Raw genomic sequence first — 15,694 nt, forward strand, 5'->3', positions numbered from 1 at the left:
CCTCTACAATCCGGGCAGCGAAAATCTCAAGACAAGGAAGCGACCGCATGGCCACGGGCAAGCCCGACGCGTGGAGCCTCTTCCTGACCGCGCATGCGCTGGTGGTGGAAGAGATCGAAAAACGACTGTCCGCCGCCGGCCTGCCGCCGCTGGCGTGGTACGACGCGCTATGGGCGCTGGAACGCGCGCCAGAGGGCACCGCGCGCATGTTCGAGATGGCCGAGCGCATGGTCATCGCGCGCTACAACCTGACGCGCCTGATGGACCGCATCGAGGCCGCCGGGCTGGTCGAGCGCTTCCGTTCCGACGAAGACCGCCGCGCCACCTATGCCCGCATCACGCCGGAAGGCCTGGCCCTGCGCCGCAAGATGTGGAAGGTCTACGGCCCGGCCATCGACGAACTGTTCCTGTCGCAGCTGCCGCAGGCGCAGCAGGACGCCATGGCCGAGCAGTTCCGCCAGATCGCCCGCCATGTGCGGGCCTTGTCCAAACCCGCCGCCTGATCCGGCCGCCACGGAGTCCGCATGCCCGCCCGTCCGCCCCTGCACATCGGCATCGTCGCCTGCTCGGCGGAAGGCGCCGCGCTCTGCTATCGCACCCTCTGCGCCGAGGGCGCGCAACGCCTGGGGCCGCACGCGCACCCCGAGGTGTCGCTGCACAGCCTGTCGCTGGCGGACTACGTGGCCTGCCTGGAACGCGATGACCTGGCCGGCGTGGGCGCCCTGATGCTGACCTCCGCCGACCGCCTGGCGCGCGCCGGCGCGGATTTCCTGGTCTGCCCCGACAACACCATCCACCAGGCCCTGGGCCACGTGCTGCCACAGTCGCCGCTGCCGTGGCTGCACATCGCCGAGGAAGTCGCGGCCGTGGCCGCCGCCCGCGGCCTGCGCCGCATCGGCCTGCTCGGCACCCGCTGGCTGGTCGACAGCGCGGTGTACCCCGACAAGCTGCGGGCGCGCGGCCTGGACTACGTGCGCCCGGCGCCTGACGACCGCGACCTGCTGGCGCGCGTCATCATGGACGAACTGGTGTACGGCGTCTTCAAGCCCGAATCGGTGGTCTTGCTGCAAGGCGTGGTGGCGCGGCTGCGCGATGCCGGCTGCGACGCGGTGGTGCTGGGCTGCACCGAATTGCCGCTGGTGCTGAACGACGCCAATTGCGCGCTGCCGGCGCTGGACTCCACCCGCATCCTGGCGCGCGCCGCCCTCGACCGCGCCCTGGCCTGACCCCGCGCGCTCAGAGCTGATCCAGCCCGTACTGGCGCAGCCGGTCCAGCGTCAACACCTTGATCTGGTTGTACGACAGCGCCAGCATGCCCTGGTCCGCCAGCGTCTGCAGCGCCTGGTTGACGCGCTGGCGCGACAGGCCGGTCAGGTAGCCCAGTTCTTCCTGCGAGATCGCCAGCGTCAGGTCGGTGGACGGATACAACTGCGGGTTGAACAGCTGCGCCAGCGACTGCGCCACGCGCGCATCGGCATCCAGCAGGCGATGGTTCTGGATCGAGGCGATGAACTCGCCCATGCGATCGTTCAGCTGGCCGATGACGAAATGCGAGAACGGCAGGCTGGCCGCCAGCAGCGCGTGGAAGGTGGCGGCCGGCACCAGCAGCACCAGCGACGGCTGGATCGCCACCACGTCGTACTTGCGCAGCTCCCGCTTGATGACGCTGCCCTCGCCGAACCAGCCGCCCGGCGGCACCCCCGAGAACGTGCAGCTGCGTCCCGATTCGTTGTAGATCGCCAGCTTGAGCAGGCCGCTGTGCACGCCCAGCCAGTAGTCCGACGGCGCGTTGCGGCGCGCGATCCAGGCGCCGCTGGCCACGTGTTCGGCGCGCGCCGTGGCCAGCACCAGCGCCTGGTGCGAGGCGTCCAGCGCGGTGAACCAGGCGCAGCCGCGCAGCAGTTCGGCCAGCTCGGTCTGGGAAACAACGTTTGAAACATCGGACATGGAAAGAACCGTGTAAAACTGCGGGTTGGGCGCCCGGAAAAAGGTCTGTCGTGCAGGCGACAGACACCATTTTCCGGCGGCCGATAAGCTCTAGCAAGCAGCGGGATTCCGGCTACAGGTCAATACCGGCGATCCAGATCAAGTTTCCCGCATAAAAGCATATCCGGGCGCCCCGCGCCCCACAGGAGACAAGCATGAGCAGCCTGTTCGACCACGGCCTGGCACGCCGTGACGCCAACTACGAGCCCCTGACCCCGGTCGACTTCATCGCCCGCGCCGCGCAGGTCTACGGCAACCGCCTGGCCGTGGTGCATGGCGCCGTGCGCCGCACCTGGGCCCAGACCTACGAACGCGCGCAACGCCTGGCCGGCGCGCTGGCCGCCGCCGGCATCCAGCGCGGCGACACGGTGGCAGTAATGCTGCCGAACATCCCCGCCATGGTCGAGGCGCATTTCGGCGTGCCGATGCTGGGCGCCGTGCTCAACACCCTCAACACCCGCCTGGATACGCCCAGCGTGTTGTTCATGCTGGGCCACGGCGAGGCCCGCGCGCTGATCGTCGACACCGAATACGCCGAGCTCGCGCAGCGCGCCCGCGCCGAGTTCCCGCACCTGAAAGTGATATCCGTGCACGACCTGGACGGCGCCCCGGCCACCCTGCCCGGCGCCACCGACTACGAGGCCTTCCTGGCCGCCGCCCCCGCCACGTTCGACTGGCGCCCGCCGGCCGACGAGTGGGACGCGATCGCGCTGAACTACACCTCCGGCACCACCGGCGATCCCAAGGGCGTGGTCTACCACTACCGCGGCGCGTATCTCAACGCCGTCAGCAACATCCTCGAATGGGACATGCCCAAGCATCCGGTCTACCTGTGGACCCTGCCGCTGTTCCACTGCAACGGCTGGTGCTTCGCCTGGACCGTGGCGGCCCGCGCCGGCGTCAACGTCTGCCTGCGCAAGTTCGATCCCAAGACCGTGTTCGACCTGATCCGCGCCGAGGGCGTCACCCACTACTGCGGCGCGCCCATCGTGCAGAGCGCGCTGGCCAACGCCCCGGCCGAGCTGCGCGCCGGCATCACCCACACCGTGCGCACCATGGTGGCCGGCGCCGCGCCGGCGCCCGCGGTGATCGCCAAGATGAAGGAAATCGGCTTCGAGCTGACCCACGTCTACGGCCTGACCGAGGTCTACGGCCCCGCCGCCGTGTGCGCGACGCAGGACGCCTGGGACGACCTCGAAGACGAACAGCGCGCCCTGCTGACCGCGCGCCAGGGCGTGCGCTACCACCTGCAGGCCGGCGTCTCGGTGCGCAACCCCGACACCATGGAAGAAGTGCCGGCCGACGAGCAGACCGTGGGCGAGATCATGTTCCGCGGCAACATCTGCATGAAGGGCTACCTGAAGAACGAGCGCGCCACCGACGAGGCCTTCAGCGGCGGCTGGTTCCACACTGGCGACCTGGGCGTGATGACGCCCGACGGCTACATCCGCATCAAGGACCGCAGCAAGGACATCATCATCTCGGGCGGCGAGAACATCTCCAGCATCGAGGTCGAGGATGCCCTCTACCGCCATCCGGCCGTGGCCGCCGTGGCGGTGGTGGCCATGCCCGACCCGAAATGGGGCGAGACGCCGTGCGCCTTCGTCGAGCTCAAGCCCGGCTGCAGCGCCACCGCCGAAGAGATCATCGCGCACTGCAAGCTGCTGCTGCCCGGCTTCAAGGTGCCGCGCGCGGTGCGCTTCGGCGAACTGCCCAAGACCTCGACCGGCAAGATCCAGAAATTCGAACTGCGCGCCGCGGTGGGTTCCACCCGCGCCATCGACGCCACCTGATTCCCTTCCTACCCGGAGCTCCGACGCCATGACGTACCAAGCCCCCGTGAAAGACATGCTGTTCGTGCTGAACCACCTTGCCGGCCTGCCGCAAGTGGCCGCGCTGCCGCAATACGCCGAAGCCACGCCCGACACCGCCCAGGCCGTGCTGGAGGAAGCCGCCACCTTCGCCGCCGACGTGCTGGCGCCGCTGAACCATCCCGCCGACCGCGAGCCCAGCGCCTGGCGCGATGGCGCCGTGACCACCTCGCCCGGCTTCAAGCAGGCTTTCCGCCAATACGCCGAGGCCGGCTGGCAGGGCATGACGCATCCGGCCGAATACGGCGGCCAGGGCCTGCCCGGCCTCCTGGGCGCGCCCTGCTCCGAAATGCTCAACGCCGCCAACCTGTCGTTCGCCTTGTGTCCGCTCTTGACCAACGGCGCGGTCGAGGCGCTGCTGACGGCCGGCTCGCCCGAACTGCGCGAGCGCTTCATCGGCCCGATGCTGTCAGGCCAATGGACCGGCACCATGAACCTGACCGAGCCGCAGGCCGGCTCCGACCTGGCGCTGCTGCGCAGCCGCGCGCAGCCGGTCGGCGACGGCACCTACCGCATCTCCGGCACCAAGATCTTCATCACCTACGGCGAGCACGACCTGGCCGAGAACATCATCCACCTGGTGCTGGCGCGCCTGCCGGACGCGCCCGAGGGCGTCAAGGGCATCTCGCTGTTCCTGGTGCCCAAGTTCCTGGTCAACGACGACGGCTCGCTGGGCGCGCGCAACGACGTCACCTGCGTGTCGATCGAGCACAAGCTCGGCATCAAGGCCAGCCCCACCGCCACGCTGCAGTTCGGCGACGCGGGCGGCGCCATCGGCTACCTGGTGGGCCAGGAAAACCGTGGCCTGGACGCGATGTTCATCATGATGAACGCGGCCCGCTTCGCCGTCGGCGTGCAGGGCATCGCGGTGGCCGACCGCGCCTACCAGCACGCGCTGGCCTACGCCGCCGAGCGCGTGCAGAGCCGCCCGGTGGACGGCTCCTCGCGCGACGCCGTGCCCATCATCCAGCACCCGGACGTGCGCCGCATGCTGGGCACCATGCGCGCCCTGACCGAGGCCGGCCGCGCGCTGGCCTACTACACCGCCGGCCACGCCGACCTGGCCCACGCCAGCGCCGACCCCGCCGCGCGCGCTCGCCACCTGGCGGTGCAGGAATTCCTGGTGCCGATCGTCAAGGGCTGGTGCACCGAGGCCTCCATCGACGTCGCCAGCCTGGGCGTGCAGGTGCACGGCGGCATGGGCTTCATCGAGGAAACCGGCGCCGCCCAGTACTACCGCGACGCCCGCATCCTCACCATCTACGAAGGCACCACCGCGATCCAGGCCAACGACCTGGTCGGCCGCAAGACGCTGCGCGACGGCGGCGCGGTGGCGCAGGCGCTGATCGAGGAAATCCGCAAGACCGAGGAAGCGCTGCAGGCCCGCGCCGAGCCGGCCGCCCGCCTGGTGCTGACGCCGCTGCGCCAAGGCCGCCTGGCACTGGCCAACACCGTCGACTTCGTGGTGGCCAACGCCGCCGCGCATCCCAACGCGGTGTTCGGCGCGGCCGTGCCCTACCTGCTGCTGGCGGGCACGGTGCTGGCCGGCTGGCAGATGGCGCGCGCGCTGCTGGCGTCGCTGGACCTCCAGGACGAGGATCCGGCCTTCCACCAGGCCAAGATCGCCACGGCCCAGACCTACGCGCTGCACAAGCTGACCCAGGCGCCGGGGCTGGCGGCGGTGGTGGCGGGGTCGAACGAGTACGCCGTGCAGCCATGATGCCCGGCGGCGGCCGCGCCAGGCCGGCCGCGCCCCTGCCCCCGAAAGACCGCCACGGCGGTCTTTTTTCATGGGGCGCGACGCCGTTAAGCATATAACCAAAATGAATAATAAAAAGGCATGAACATATCTAAAATTGCTAAGCAGATCCGGGAAGCCCGGACCCGCGGGCAAGCCGCCAGCCGCACCAAGGCGCCGTCGTTCAGGACCCCTCTTCCATGTTCCGCAAGCTGTTCACCGCCGCCGTCATCGCCGCCGCCACGTCCCTCGCTCCCGCCCACGCCGCGCCGCCCGCGCTGGAAATCGGCTACCTGCCGATCCTGCCGGACGCGCAGTTGTTCGTGGCGCTCGAAGAAGGCACCTTGCAGGCCAAGGGCGCTCCGGCGCCCAAGCTGGTGCAGTTCCAGAGCGGCCCCGCGCTGACGCAGGCGCTGCTGGCCGGCCAATTGGACGTGGCCTACGTCGGCATCGGCCCGGCGCTGGTGGCCAGCGCCAGGGGCGCCGGCATCAAGGTGGTGGCCTCCAACATCGTCGAGCAGGTCAACGTGGTCGCGCTGGGCGCGCTGGCGCCGTATTTCGCCTCGGGCGATCCGGCCACCGCGTTCGCCCGCTTCGCCAAGGACAAGGGCAGAAAGCCCGTCATCGCCAGCTACCCCAAGGGCGCCGTGCCCGAGGCCGCGCTGCAATACTGGCTGCGCAACCGCCTCAAGGCCGACCCGGCCAGCCTGGACCTGATCTACCAGGGCGAGGCGCAGATCCAGCAGTCGCTGCTGACCGGCGCCATCGATGGCGCCGCCATCCTCGAACCCACCGTCACCACCGTGCTGACCCGCGTGCCGGAATCGCGCGTGGTGGCCCGCGGCTCGCAGCTGTTCCCGAACCAGCCCGGCGCCGTGCTGCTGGTGCGCGACAAGCTGATCGCCGAGCACCCCGAGGCCGTGCAGCAGCTGGTGGACGCCCAGCTCGCCGCCACCGCCCTGCTCAAGAACGATCCGGCCCGCGCCGCGGCCCACGTGCAGAAGTACGTCGGCGGCGGCCGCCTGGACCGCGCGCTGGTCGAGAAGGCCATCCGCAATTCACATGACCAGTTCGTGGCCGATCCACACGCCATCGTCGACGCCACCGCCGAACTGCAGACCTTCCAGGCCAGCCTGGGCACGGTCGAAGCCGCCAAGGTCGACGTCAAGCAGCTGTTCGACACCCGCTTCTACGACAAGGCCAACAAGCAATGAGCCAGACCGCCCCGGCCCTGGCCGGCCCCGCGCCGCAGGCCCGCAAGGGCACGCCGCCGGGGTTCGCCGCCGCGCGCCGCGCGGCGTACGGCCTCGGCGGACTGGCCCTCTTCATCGCCATCTGGAAGGCCGCGCTGATCTGGCAATGGGCGCCCCCAGGCACCCTGCCCGACCCCTTCGCGCTGCCCGCCACGTTGGTCCAGGAATGGCAATCGGGCCGCCTGCTGCCGGCCATCGGCTCCAGCCTCGTGCATTACTTCTGGGGCCTGGCCGCGGGCACCGCACTGGGCTTCGGCGTGGGCCTGGCGGCCGCCACGCTGCCGCGCTTCGACCTGGCGCAAGCCTATCTGGCGCGCATCCTGCGGCCGATCCCGCCGCTGGCCTGGGTGGTGTTCGCCATTGCCTGGTTCAAGGTCAGCCATGCCGGCGCGGCCTTCGTCATCGCCATCGGCGTGTTCTGGGTCAACTACTTCGCCACCTACAGCGCGGTGCGCAACGTCGACCCGCGCTATTACGAACTGGCCCGCGCCTTCGGCCATGGCGGCTACCTGGCGCGCGCCCTTGGCGTGACGCTGCCGGCCATCGCCCCCGGCGCGCTGTCGGGCGTGCGCACCGGCATCGGCCAGGCCTGGATGACGCTGATCGCCGCCGAACTACTGGGCGTGCCCGGCATGGGCCAGGAAATGAACGCCGCCGCCGGCGTCGGCGCCTACGACGCGGTGGTGGTCTACATGCTGATCATCTCGCTGGTCTACACGCTGTGCGACCTGGCGTTCTCGACGGTCGAAAGCAAGGTGCTGCAATGGCGTCCGTGATCGAATTCTCGAAACTCTCGTACCGCCATCCGGGCGCCGAGGCACCTGTGATCCAGGGACTGTCGCTGGCGATCGAGGCGGGCAGCTTCGTCGCCGTGGTGGGCGGCTCGGGCGTGGGCAAATCGACGCTGCTGCGCGCGGCCGCCGGCCTGGCCGACCCCGCCAGCGGCGAGGTCCGCTTCCAGGCGCCCGCGCGCCCCGGCCGCCGCAGCCGCGCGGTGGTGTTCCAGGACAGCCGCCTGATGCCATGGCGCACGGTCGGCGGCAACGTCGGCTACGGCCTCGAAGGCCTGGGCCTGGATCGCCAGGAACGGCAGCAGCGCGTCGACGCCGCGCTGCAATTGACCGGCCTGGGCGACTACGGCCGCCGCTGGCCGCACCAGCTGTCCGGCGGCCAGGCGCAACGCGTCGGCATCGCCCGCGCGCTGGCGGTCAAGCCCGACCTGCTGCTGATGGACGAACCCTTCAGCGCGGTCGACGCCATCACCCGCCGCAATCTGCAGCAGGAACTGATCCGCGTCTGGCAGGCGTCCGGCGCGGCGGTGCTGTTCGTCACCCACGACATCGAGGAAGCGGTGTTCCTGGCCGACAAGGTGGTGGTGCTGGGCGGCCGCCCGGCCAACATCGCGGGCAGTTACGATATCGACCTGCCGCGTCCGCGCGACCGGGCCGATCCGGCCTTCGCGCGGCAAGTGGCGGCCATCGCCCACACGCTCGAACACCACTGACATGATCCGACTGCTGATACACGCGCCCACGCCCGCCGCGCTGGAGCGCGCCCGCCGCAATGCCGCCAACCTGAAGAAGGCCGACCCGCAGGCCCAGGTGGAAATCGTCGCCAATGCCGGCGCCGTGGCCGCCGCGCTGGCCGAATCGCACGCCACCGACGAACACCTGCTGCTGTGCGCCAACACGCTGGCCGCGACCGGCGCCCAGGCGCCGGCCACGCTGCGCACCGTGCCGGCGGCGGTGCTGCACCTGGCGCAGCGCCAGGGCGAAGGCTGGGCCTACATCCGGGCCTGAACCCGGCGCGGGATTCCCGCCCGCGCCCCTCATGCCCGCGGCGTGGTGGCGCAGTCCGGCGCCAGCGCCGCCTTGCGCGGCAGCGTCAGCGCCCAGAACGCCGTTGCCGCCAGGCTCAGCCCCAGGCCCAGCGCGCACACGCCGAGCCAGCCGGCCCGCGCATAGACGAAGGTCGAGGCGATCGACCCGAGTCCGCTGCCCACCGCGTAGAACATCATGTAGCCGCCGACCAGCCGGCTGTGGGCCTGCGCGCCGATGGCGAAAATCATGGCCTGGTTGGTCACGTGCAGCGCCTGCGCCGCGATGTCCAGCACCAGCACGCCCAGCGCCAGCGCCCACAGGCTCTGGTCCAGGAAGGCGATCGGCACCCAGGCCAGGCACAGCAGCGCCAGGCCCGCGCCGGTCGTGAGCTGGGCATGGCCGCGATCGGCCAGCCGCCCCGCCCGCGCCGCCACCAGCACCCCGGCCACGCCCACCAGCCCGAACGCGCCCACCGCGGTATGCGTCAGCGAATGCGGCGGCGCGCTCAGCGGCAGCACCAGCGCCGTCCAGAACGCGCTGAAGACGGCGAACATCAACAGCGCGATCATGCCGCGCACCCGCAGCACCCGCTCGCTCGCCAGCAAGGTGAACATCGAGCGCAGCAGCGCGCCATAGCCCAGCCCCGCGGTCGGCAAGGCGCGGCGCGGCAGCCAGCGGGCCAGCGCCAGGGCCAGCAGCGCGGCCAGGCCGGCCGACACCAAATAGACCGCGCGCCACCCCCACAGGTCGGCCACGGCGCCCGCCAGGGTCCGCGCCAGCAGCAGGCCGATCACCACGCCGCCCTGCACCGCGCCGACCACCCGGCCGCGCTCGCCCGGCGCGGCCAGCGCGGCCGACAGCGCCAGCAGGCCCTGGGTCATGGCGGTGCCGAGCAGGCCCAGCGCCAGCATGCCGGCCAGCAGCCACGGCGCGGCGGACGCCAGCGCCACCGCGGCCAGCGCCAGCACCAGCAGCCCCAGCTGCGCCAGCATCAGGCGGCGCCGGTCGAGCAGGTCGCCCAGCGGCACCACCAGCACCAGCGCCAGCGCGCAGCCCAGCTGCGTCGCGGTGACGACGATGCCCACCGCGCCCTCGTCCAGGCGGAACTCGCGGCCCATCGCATCCAGCAGCGGCTGCGCGTAGTACACGTTGGCCACGCTCAACGCGCAGGCCACGGCCAGCAGCAGCACCAGGGCGGCGGGCATGCGGCCGGCGGAGGCGGCCGCGGATGCTGCGGACTCCACGGATTTCGTGGATGCCGGGGATGCCGGGGATGCCGGGGATAAAGGAGATGCAGGAGATGGCGGAGCAGCAGGGGCAGGATCGGTTCGGTCTGGCATGAGGGTCTCAAGTAGTTTTATTACGAAACCAGAATGCTATGCCTTGAAGTTTTATAATGCAACTACACATTCGACATCTCCCTCCGCCGCGATGCGCGGCAAAGGTCAGGACGACATGGTCAAACGCACCAGCCTCGAAGGCGCCGCCTGCCCGGTGGCGCGCGCGCTCGACGCCATCGGCGACTGGTGGTCGCTGCTGATCGTGCGCGACGCCTTCGATGGCGTGCGGCGCTTCGGCGAATTCCAGAAAAGCCTGGGCGTGGCCAAGAACATCCTCAGCGACCGCCTGCGCACGCTGGTGGCGCACGAGATCCTGGCGGCGGCGCCGGCCTCGGACGGCAGCGCCTACCAGGAATACGTGCTGACGGAAAAAGGCCAGGCGCTGTTCCCCGTCATCGTCGGCCTGCGCCAATGGGGCGAAGACCATTACTACGGCCCCGCCGAACCGCACTCCACGCTCATCGACCGCAAGCGCGGCCAGCCGGTGCAGCGCCTGGAGATCCGCGCCCAGGACGGGCGCGCGCTGGCGCCGGACGACACCGTGGTGCGCAAGGTCGGCGGCGACCGCGCCTAGCGCGTCCGCGTCAGGCAGCGGTCGCCTGCGGCCATTGCCCGGTGGCCAGCGCGGTCGGCGAATAGCCGCCGAAGCGCCAACGCAGCGCCAGCGCGCCCGGCCTGGCCCGCACCCGTTGCACGTGCACGCGCCACAGCCGCTCGGCCCCCGCGAAGGCCTCGATCTCCGGACTGTCCAGGATCACCTCGGCGCGGCCCGACACCTGCAATACGTCGCCACGCTCGAAATCGATGAACAGCAGCCCGGCGCGCGGATTGAGCAGCATGTTGCCCAGCGTGTTGAAAAAGCGGTTGCCGGAAAAATCCGGGACCGTCAGCGTGTCGCCGTCGATCCGCACGAACCCCGGCTTGCCGCCGCGATGCGAGACATCGACCCGGCGCCCGGCCTCGTCGGTGTCGGCATAGGTCGCCACGAACAGCGTGTCGGCGCGCGCGATCAGCGCCCGGTCGGCATCGGCCAGCCCCGTCCGCTCGCGCACCGGCCCCGGAAAGCGCAGGGCCGGCGAGCGCGAGAAATGAAAATCGCGCGCCTGGATGTACTGCGGGCAGTTGCCGAACGACTCGGCCACCGCCACCTCGAAGCGCCTGCCATCCCACGCGGCGATGCGGCCGTTCATGCGGTTGCGGCGGCGCGTGTGCAGCTCGATGCCCAGCAGCCCCAGCGGCTGGTCCGGCCCCATGCCGGCGCGCAGCGGATCGTCGGCGTCCGGCACCACCGCGACCCGCAGCGTGGCCGGATCCGGCGACACGGCGAAACCCGGCTCGCCCTCCAGCACCCCGGCCCAGGGATCGCCCTGGCCATCGACCGCGCCCGCCACCAGGAACGGCAGCTGCGCGAAAAAGGCGCGGTGCTGGTCCGGCATGTACGGGCGGATCACCTTGGCGCCGACCTGCGCCATGCGCTCGGCCATGCCGATGCGCGCCTGCAACTGCCGCTCGCCCGCGTGCCAGGGTGCGGCCGCGGTGGCGGTCGTCGGCGCAATGGCGGCCGTCGGCGCGGCGGCGGGCGAGCCGCCGGCCTGCGCGGCGTCCGCGGCGCCAACCGGCTTCATCGTGGTCGCATTCATGTCAGGCTCCTTGCGCGCGGACAGGCCGCGCGCGCTTGCGATCACGCCGCCCGCAACCCGACCGGCGACGCCACCATCGGCACGAAACGCGGCAGCGCCTCGATCCGCGCCAGCCAGGCGCGCACCCGCGGGTACGCCGCCAGCGATACGTTGCCCTCGGGCGCATGCGCCACATAGGTGTAGCAGGCCACGTCGGCGATGGTCGGCGCGGCGCCCGCCAGGTAGCCGGTGGCCGCGAGCTCCTGCTCCATCACCGCCAGCAGGGCATGCGCGCGCGCCAGCGTGGCCGGCACGTCGTACGGGGCGCCGAACACCGTCACCAGCCGCGCCGCGGCCGGGCCGCCCGCCAGCGGGCCGGAGGCCGCCGACAGCCAGCGCTGTACCGCCGCCGCGCCCACCGCGTCCTCGGGCAGCCAGGCCTGGCCGTTGTAGCGCTTGCACAGGTACACCAGGATGGCGGTCGAATCGGCCACCACCACGCCGTTGTCGTCGATCACCGGCACCTGGCCGAAGGCGTTCAGCGCCAGGAAATCCGGCCGCTTCTGCGCGCCGCTGCGCAGGTCCACATCGACCGTGCGGTGCGGCACCTCCAGCAGGGACAGCATCAGCGCCACGCGGTGCGAATGGCCGGAAAGGGGAAAACTGTAGAACGTCAGGGGAGCGGCGGACATGGCGGCATCTCGGGTTGGAAACAGGCCTCCATGTTGAACCCGAGCCGCCCGCCGGGGAACGGCCACGGCGCGCAAGACACCATTGCCGCCGGTGAAAGGATTCAGGCCGGCAGGGCCGCCAGGTCGCGGCGCAGCGCATCGACGCAGAAGTCGACGAAGCTGCGCACCTTGGCCGAGCTCTTGCGCCCTTCCGGATACACCACGTGCACCGGCATCGGCGCCATCTCGTAGTCGCGCAGCACCACCTGCAGGGCGCCGCTGGCCAGGTCGCGCGCCACCTGGTAGGACACCACCTGGGTCAGCCCCCAGCCCTCGCAGGCCGCCGCCACGGCGGCCTGGAACGAGGTCACCGTCAATTGCGATTCCAGCGGCAGGCGCCGCGGCTGGCCGTCCTGCAGGAAACGCCATTGCGAGCCGCGCCCCTCCATCGCCGCCGTGATGGTGCAGAAACGCGCCAGCGCGTCCGGACTGTCGGGCGTGCCGTAACGTTGCAGGAACGCGGGCGAGGCGCACACCACCCGCCGCACCTGCCCCACCGGCACCGCCGTCAGGGTGGAATCGGGCAAGGCGCCGATGCGCACCGCCACGTCCACGCCTTCGTCCAGCAAGTTCACCACGCGATCCACCAGCAAGGCGCGCACCGACACCTCGCGGTGCTGGCGCAGGTAGCCCAGCACCGCCGGCATGACGTGCAGTTCGCCGAAGCGCGCCGGCGCGGTGATGTGCAGCGACCCGCGCGGCGCGGCCATGGCGCCGGCGGCGGCATCGTCGGCCTGCTCCACCGCCTCCAGAATGGCGCGGCAGTCGGCCGCGTAGCGCTGGCCGGCTTCGGTCAGGCGCAGGCTGCGGGTGGTGCGCACCAGCAGCAGCGTGCCCAGTCGGCGCTCCAGCGCCGCGACGCTGCGCGTCACGCTCGGCGCCGACATCGCCAGCCGGCGGGCCGCGGCGGCGAAGCTCTGCGCTTCGGCCACCGCCAGGAAAACGCTCATTTCATGGAATCGGTTCAAGGCGCTCGGCCTCCTCGGAATGGATGCGCGCCGGCAGGCCCGGCACGGCGGGCAGCGCCGCGACGCTGTCGCGCACGCACTGGCGCACGATGTCGGCCAGGACCGCGGCCACCGGGCCGGGCCGGCCCCGCGCGTGATACAGCGACAACGCCAGCCCCGGCAACGGCGGCAGGCCCTGCTCGCCCGGCGCCATCACCCGCAATCCGTTCGGCAACCCCAGCGGCGTTCGCACCATCACCCCCAACCCCGCGCTGACCGCCGCCCACAGGCCCGCCAGGCTCGGGCTGATGAAGGCCGAGGTCCAGGCGATGCCGGCGCGGTCCAGCGCCTCGGTGGCGCGGCCGCGGAACAGGCAGGGCGTCTCGAACGCCACCAGCGGCAGGGCGCCGTCGGCATCGCGCGCCGGCGCGGCGGGACCGGTGACGGCCGGCCCGATCCAGCAAAGCGGCAGCTCGGCCAACCTGACGCCATGCGGCCGCGTCGCGTCATGGTCCCAGGCCAGCGCCAGGTCCAGTTCGCCGGCCGCCAGGCGTTCGAGCAGCTCGGCGTTGCGCGCCACCCGCGCTTCGATCCGCACCTGCGGATGGGCGCGGGCGAACTGGCCCAGCACCTGCGGCAGCAGGATTTCGCCGAAATCCTCCTGCAGCCCCAGGCGCACCCGCCCCTGCAGGCGCGTGCCGCGCACCGCCACCGAGGCCTGATCGTTCAGTTCCAGCAGCCGGCGCGCGTACGCCAGCATGGTCTCGCCCGCGTCGGTCAGCGCCAGGCCGCGGCCGGCCTTGCGCAGCAGCGGCACGCCGGCCTGCTCCTCGAGCTTTTTCAACTGCGCGCTGACGGCCGACGTGGAGCGCCCGAGACGGTCGGCCGCGCGGCCGAAGCTGCCCAGCTCGACCCCGGCGACGAAACTGCGCAACACGTCCAGGTCAAAGGTGACAGGCCTGATCATCCCGTTTTTCAAAACCTTTAATTGAAAATTTCCTGATTTTCAGAATGATGTTACGGGCGCAGACTTTGCCGCGTCAATCCCGCCTGGAACCGTCATGTCCCTGCCCGCCTCCGCGCTTTCCGCCCCCGCCCCTGCCGCGCGCCCCGCCCACCGCTGGAAGGTGCTGGCGGTGGGGGTGGCCGCCAATGTCGCGTTCTCCGCGGCGGCGGCCGGCCTGCCCGCCACCGCCGTCTTCATGCGCGCCGATTACCGCCTGGACAACGACGCGCTCGGCCTGGCGCTGGGCGTGCTCGGCTTGGGCGTGGCGCTGTTCGAATTGCCCTGGGGCCTGCTGGCCGACCGCTGGGGCGATCGGCCGGTGCTGCTGGCCGGCCTGGGCGCGACGGCGGCGGCGCTGGCCTGGATGAGCCTGTGCGCCGCCCCGGCCCACGGCGTCGCGCCCGCCCTGTGGCTGCTGGCGCTGGGCCTGCTGCTGGTGGGCGTGATGGGCGGCAGCGTCAACGGCGCCAGTGGCCGCGCGGTGATGGCGTGGTTCGACGAGGGCGAGCGCGGCCTGGCGATGAGCATCCGCCAGACCGCCGTGCCGCTGGGCGGCGGCCTGGGCGCGCTGGTGTTGCCGTGGCTGGCGTCGCGGGCCGGCTTCGGCGCGGTCTTCGGCCTGCTGGCCGGCCTGTGCGCGGGCGCCACGCTGCTGACGCTGGGATGGCTGCGCGAGCCGGATCGCGCGCGGGCGTCCGCGCCGCGCGGCACGGACGCCCGCCCCTCGCCTGGCGGTCGCACGCGGGCCGCCGCCCCGTCCTCCAGCCCGCTGCGCGACGCCCGGGTGTGGCGCGCGGCGGTGGCCATCGGCCTGTTGTGCTGCCCGCAATTCGCGGTGCTGACGTTCGCCACGGTATTCCTGCATGACTTCAGCGGCGCCGGCATCGCCACGCTGACCGCCGTGATGGTGGCGGTGCAATTGGGCGCCATGGTCGCGCGCATCGCCAGCGGCCGCTGGACCGACCGCCACGGCAACCGTCGCGCCTACCTGCGCGGCTGCGTCTGGCTGGGAGGCCTGTTGTTCATGGCGCTGGCGGCCGCCGCCTGGGCCGTCGGCGACGCGCCTGGCAATCGCGTGGCGATACTGGCCGTGCCGGTGCTGCTGGCAATCGCCGGCATCTGCGCATCGGCCTGGCACGGCGTGGCCTACACCGAGCTGGCCACGCTGGCCGGCGCCGCCCGCGCCGGCACCGCGCTGGGGCTGGCCAACACCTGCGTCTACCTGGGGCTGTTCCTGACGCCGCTGGCGCTGCCGCGGCTGGTGGCGGCCGCGTCCTGGCCGCTGGCCTGGCTGGCCGCCGGCGTCGCCATGCTGGCGGTCTTGCCGCTGCTGCCGCGGCCAGCGCGGCCCTGAATGCGCGCCGACCGACACCCATCGGCCAA

The 15,694-nt window shown here is 71.7% G+C and carries 16 protein-coding genes; 10 read left to right on the top strand and 6 right to left on the bottom strand.

Annotation, left to right across the window (positions count from 1 at the left end; genetic code table 11):
* Window positions 1-47: 47 nt before the first annotated feature.
* Window positions 48-503, top strand: coding sequence for a MarR family winged helix-turn-helix transcriptional regulator (locus I6I07_RS27955; RefSeq protein WP_198484562.1), 456 nt, complete (start codon window positions 48-50; stop codon window positions 501-503).
* A gap of 21 nt (window positions 504-524) precedes the next feature.
* Window positions 525-1,226, top strand: a complete 702-nt coding sequence (locus tag I6I07_RS27960) for an aspartate/glutamate racemase family protein (protein WP_198484563.1) — start codon at window positions 525-527, stop codon at window positions 1,224-1,226.
* 10 nt (window positions 1,227-1,236) lie between these two features.
* Here the strand turns inward: I6I07_RS27960 and I6I07_RS27965 are convergent, their stop codons facing one another.
* The gene (locus I6I07_RS27965) at window positions 1,237-1,947 is read right to left on the bottom strand and encodes a Crp/Fnr family transcriptional regulator (RefSeq protein ID WP_198484564.1); all 711 of its coding nucleotides are present in this window, start codon (window positions 1,945-1,947) and stop codon (window positions 1,237-1,239) included.
* Between the two features lie 194 nt (window positions 1,948-2,141).
* Between I6I07_RS27965 and I6I07_RS27970 the strand changes: the two genes are divergently transcribed.
* The 6 genes from I6I07_RS27970 (at window position 2,142) to I6I07_RS27995 (ending at window position 8,647) form a co-directional block, all read left to right on the top strand.
* Window positions 2,142-3,779 (top strand): acyl-CoA synthetase, encoded by a 1,638-nt coding sequence (locus tag I6I07_RS27970; protein ID WP_198484565.1) that lies wholly within the window; start codon window positions 2,142-2,144, stop codon window positions 3,777-3,779.
* A 28-nt stretch (window positions 3,780-3,807) separates the two neighbouring features.
* Window positions 3,808-5,577, top strand: a complete 1,770-nt coding sequence (locus tag I6I07_RS27975; protein ID WP_198484566.1) for an acyl-CoA dehydrogenase — start codon at window positions 3,808-3,810, stop codon at window positions 5,575-5,577.
* Window positions 5,578-5,795: 218 nt separating this feature from the next.
* Entirely contained in the window at window positions 5,796-6,809 is a 1,014-nt protein-coding gene (locus I6I07_RS27980; RefSeq protein WP_198484567.1) for an ABC transporter substrate-binding protein, read from the top strand.
* The gene (locus tag I6I07_RS27985; protein WP_232625786.1) at window positions 6,806-7,624 is read left to right on the top strand and encodes an ABC transporter permease; all 819 of its coding nucleotides are present in this window, start codon (window positions 6,806-6,808) and stop codon (window positions 7,622-7,624) included. Before I6I07_RS27980 ends, I6I07_RS27985 begins: the two co-directional genes overlap by 4 nt.
* A complete protein-coding gene (locus I6I07_RS27990; protein ID WP_006394140.1) occupies window positions 7,612-8,352 on the top strand; it encodes an ABC transporter ATP-binding protein in 741 nt (246 codons plus the stop codon). Before I6I07_RS27985 ends, I6I07_RS27990 begins: the two co-directional genes overlap by 13 nt.
* Before the next feature lies 1 nt (window position 8,353).
* Window positions 8,354-8,647 carry a hypothetical protein gene (locus I6I07_RS27995; protein WP_116523017.1) on the top strand — a complete coding sequence of 98 codons (294 nt, stop codon included), beginning with the start codon at window positions 8,354-8,356 and terminating at the stop codon, window positions 8,645-8,647.
* 29 nt (window positions 8,648-8,676) lie between these two features.
* Here I6I07_RS27995 and I6I07_RS28000 read toward each other — a convergent pair whose 3' ends face one another.
* Window positions 8,677-9,873, bottom strand: a complete 1,197-nt coding sequence (locus I6I07_RS28000; protein WP_198484568.1) for an MFS transporter — start codon at window positions 9,871-9,873, stop codon at window positions 8,677-8,679.
* Between the two features lie 250 nt (window positions 9,874-10,123).
* Between I6I07_RS28000 and I6I07_RS28005 the strand changes: the two genes are divergently transcribed.
* Window positions 10,124-10,582, top strand: a complete 459-nt coding sequence (locus tag I6I07_RS28005; RefSeq protein WP_198484569.1) for a winged helix-turn-helix transcriptional regulator — start codon at window positions 10,124-10,126, stop codon at window positions 10,580-10,582.
* 10 nt (window positions 10,583-10,592) lie between these two features.
* Here I6I07_RS28005 and I6I07_RS28010 read toward each other — a convergent pair whose 3' ends face one another.
* From I6I07_RS28010 to I6I07_RS28025, 4 genes are all read right to left on the bottom strand, one after another.
* The gene (locus I6I07_RS28010; protein WP_232625787.1) at window positions 10,593-11,648 is read right to left on the bottom strand and encodes a pyridoxamine 5'-phosphate oxidase family protein; all 1,056 of its coding nucleotides are present in this window, start codon (window positions 11,646-11,648) and stop codon (window positions 10,593-10,595) included.
* Window positions 11,649-11,689: 41 nt separating this feature from the next.
* On the bottom strand, window positions 11,690-12,319 hold the full coding sequence (locus tag I6I07_RS28015) for a glutathione S-transferase family protein (protein WP_198484570.1): 630 nt from the start codon (window positions 12,317-12,319) through the stop codon (window positions 11,690-11,692).
* A 101-nt stretch (window positions 12,320-12,420) separates the two neighbouring features.
* Window positions 12,421-13,308: a LysR family transcriptional regulator gene (locus tag I6I07_RS28020; RefSeq protein WP_232625789.1), complete on the bottom strand. Its 888-nt coding sequence runs from the start codon at window positions 13,306-13,308 to the stop codon at window positions 12,421-12,423.
* A 1-nt stretch (window position 13,309) separates the two neighbouring features.
* On the bottom strand, window positions 13,310-14,269 hold the full coding sequence (locus I6I07_RS28025) for a LysR substrate-binding domain-containing protein (RefSeq protein WP_232626147.1): 960 nt from the start codon (window positions 14,267-14,269) through the stop codon (window positions 13,310-13,312).
* Window positions 14,270-14,366: 97 nt separating this feature from the next.
* Between I6I07_RS28025 and I6I07_RS28030 the strand changes: the two genes are divergently transcribed.
* Window positions 14,367-15,665, top strand: coding sequence for an MFS transporter (locus I6I07_RS28030; protein ID WP_198484573.1), 1,299 nt, complete (start codon window positions 14,367-14,369; stop codon window positions 15,663-15,665).
* The last annotated feature ends 29 nt before the right edge of the window (window positions 15,666-15,694 follow it).

Source organism: Achromobacter deleyi (assembly GCF_016127315.1).
Taxonomy (GTDB): domain Bacteria; phylum Pseudomonadota; class Gammaproteobacteria; order Burkholderiales; family Burkholderiaceae_B; genus Achromobacter; species Achromobacter insuavis_A.

Excerpts from the sequence above, each read along its gene's own strand:
- I6I07_RS27955 (WP_198484562.1), top strand. The coding sequence starts at position 48 with ATGGCCACGGGCAAGCCCGACGCGTGGAGCCTCTTCCTGACCGCGCAT.
- I6I07_RS27960 (WP_198484563.1), top strand. The coding sequence starts at position 525 with ATGCCCGCCCGTCCGCCCCTGCACATCGGCATCGTCGCCTGCTCGGCG.
- I6I07_RS27965 (WP_198484564.1), bottom strand. The coding sequence starts at position 1,947 with ATGTCCGATGTTTCAAACGTTGTTTCCCAGACCGAGCTGGCCGAACTG.
- I6I07_RS27970 (WP_198484565.1), top strand. The coding sequence starts at position 2,142 with ATGAGCAGCCTGTTCGACCACGGCCTGGCACGCCGTGACGCCAACTAC.
- I6I07_RS27975 (WP_198484566.1), top strand. The coding sequence starts at position 3,808 with ATGACGTACCAAGCCCCCGTGAAAGACATGCTGTTCGTGCTGAACCAC.
- I6I07_RS27980 (WP_198484567.1), top strand. The coding sequence starts at position 5,796 with ATGTTCCGCAAGCTGTTCACCGCCGCCGTCATCGCCGCCGCCACGTCC.
- I6I07_RS27985 (WP_232625786.1), top strand. The coding sequence starts at position 6,806 with ATGAGCCAGACCGCCCCGGCCCTGGCCGGCCCCGCGCCGCAGGCCCGC.
- I6I07_RS27990 (WP_006394140.1), top strand. The coding sequence starts at position 7,612 with ATGGCGTCCGTGATCGAATTCTCGAAACTCTCGTACCGCCATCCGGGC.
- I6I07_RS27995 (WP_116523017.1), top strand. The coding sequence starts at position 8,354 with ATGATCCGACTGCTGATACACGCGCCCACGCCCGCCGCGCTGGAGCGC.
- I6I07_RS28000 (WP_198484568.1), bottom strand. The coding sequence starts at position 9,873 with ATGCCCGCCGCCCTGGTGCTGCTGCTGGCCGTGGCCTGCGCGTTGAGC.
- I6I07_RS28005 (WP_198484569.1), top strand. The coding sequence starts at position 10,124 with ATGGTCAAACGCACCAGCCTCGAAGGCGCCGCCTGCCCGGTGGCGCGC.
- I6I07_RS28010 (WP_232625787.1), bottom strand. The coding sequence starts at position 11,648 with ATGAATGCGACCACGATGAAGCCGGTTGGCGCCGCGGACGCCGCGCAG.
- I6I07_RS28015 (WP_198484570.1), bottom strand. The coding sequence starts at position 12,319 with ATGTCCGCCGCTCCCCTGACGTTCTACAGTTTTCCCCTTTCCGGCCAT.
- I6I07_RS28020 (WP_232625789.1), bottom strand. The coding sequence starts at position 13,308 with ATGAGCGTTTTCCTGGCGGTGGCCGAAGCGCAGAGCTTCGCCGCCGCG.
- I6I07_RS28030 (WP_198484573.1), top strand. The coding sequence starts at position 14,367 with ATGTCCCTGCCCGCCTCCGCGCTTTCCGCCCCCGCCCCTGCCGCGCGC.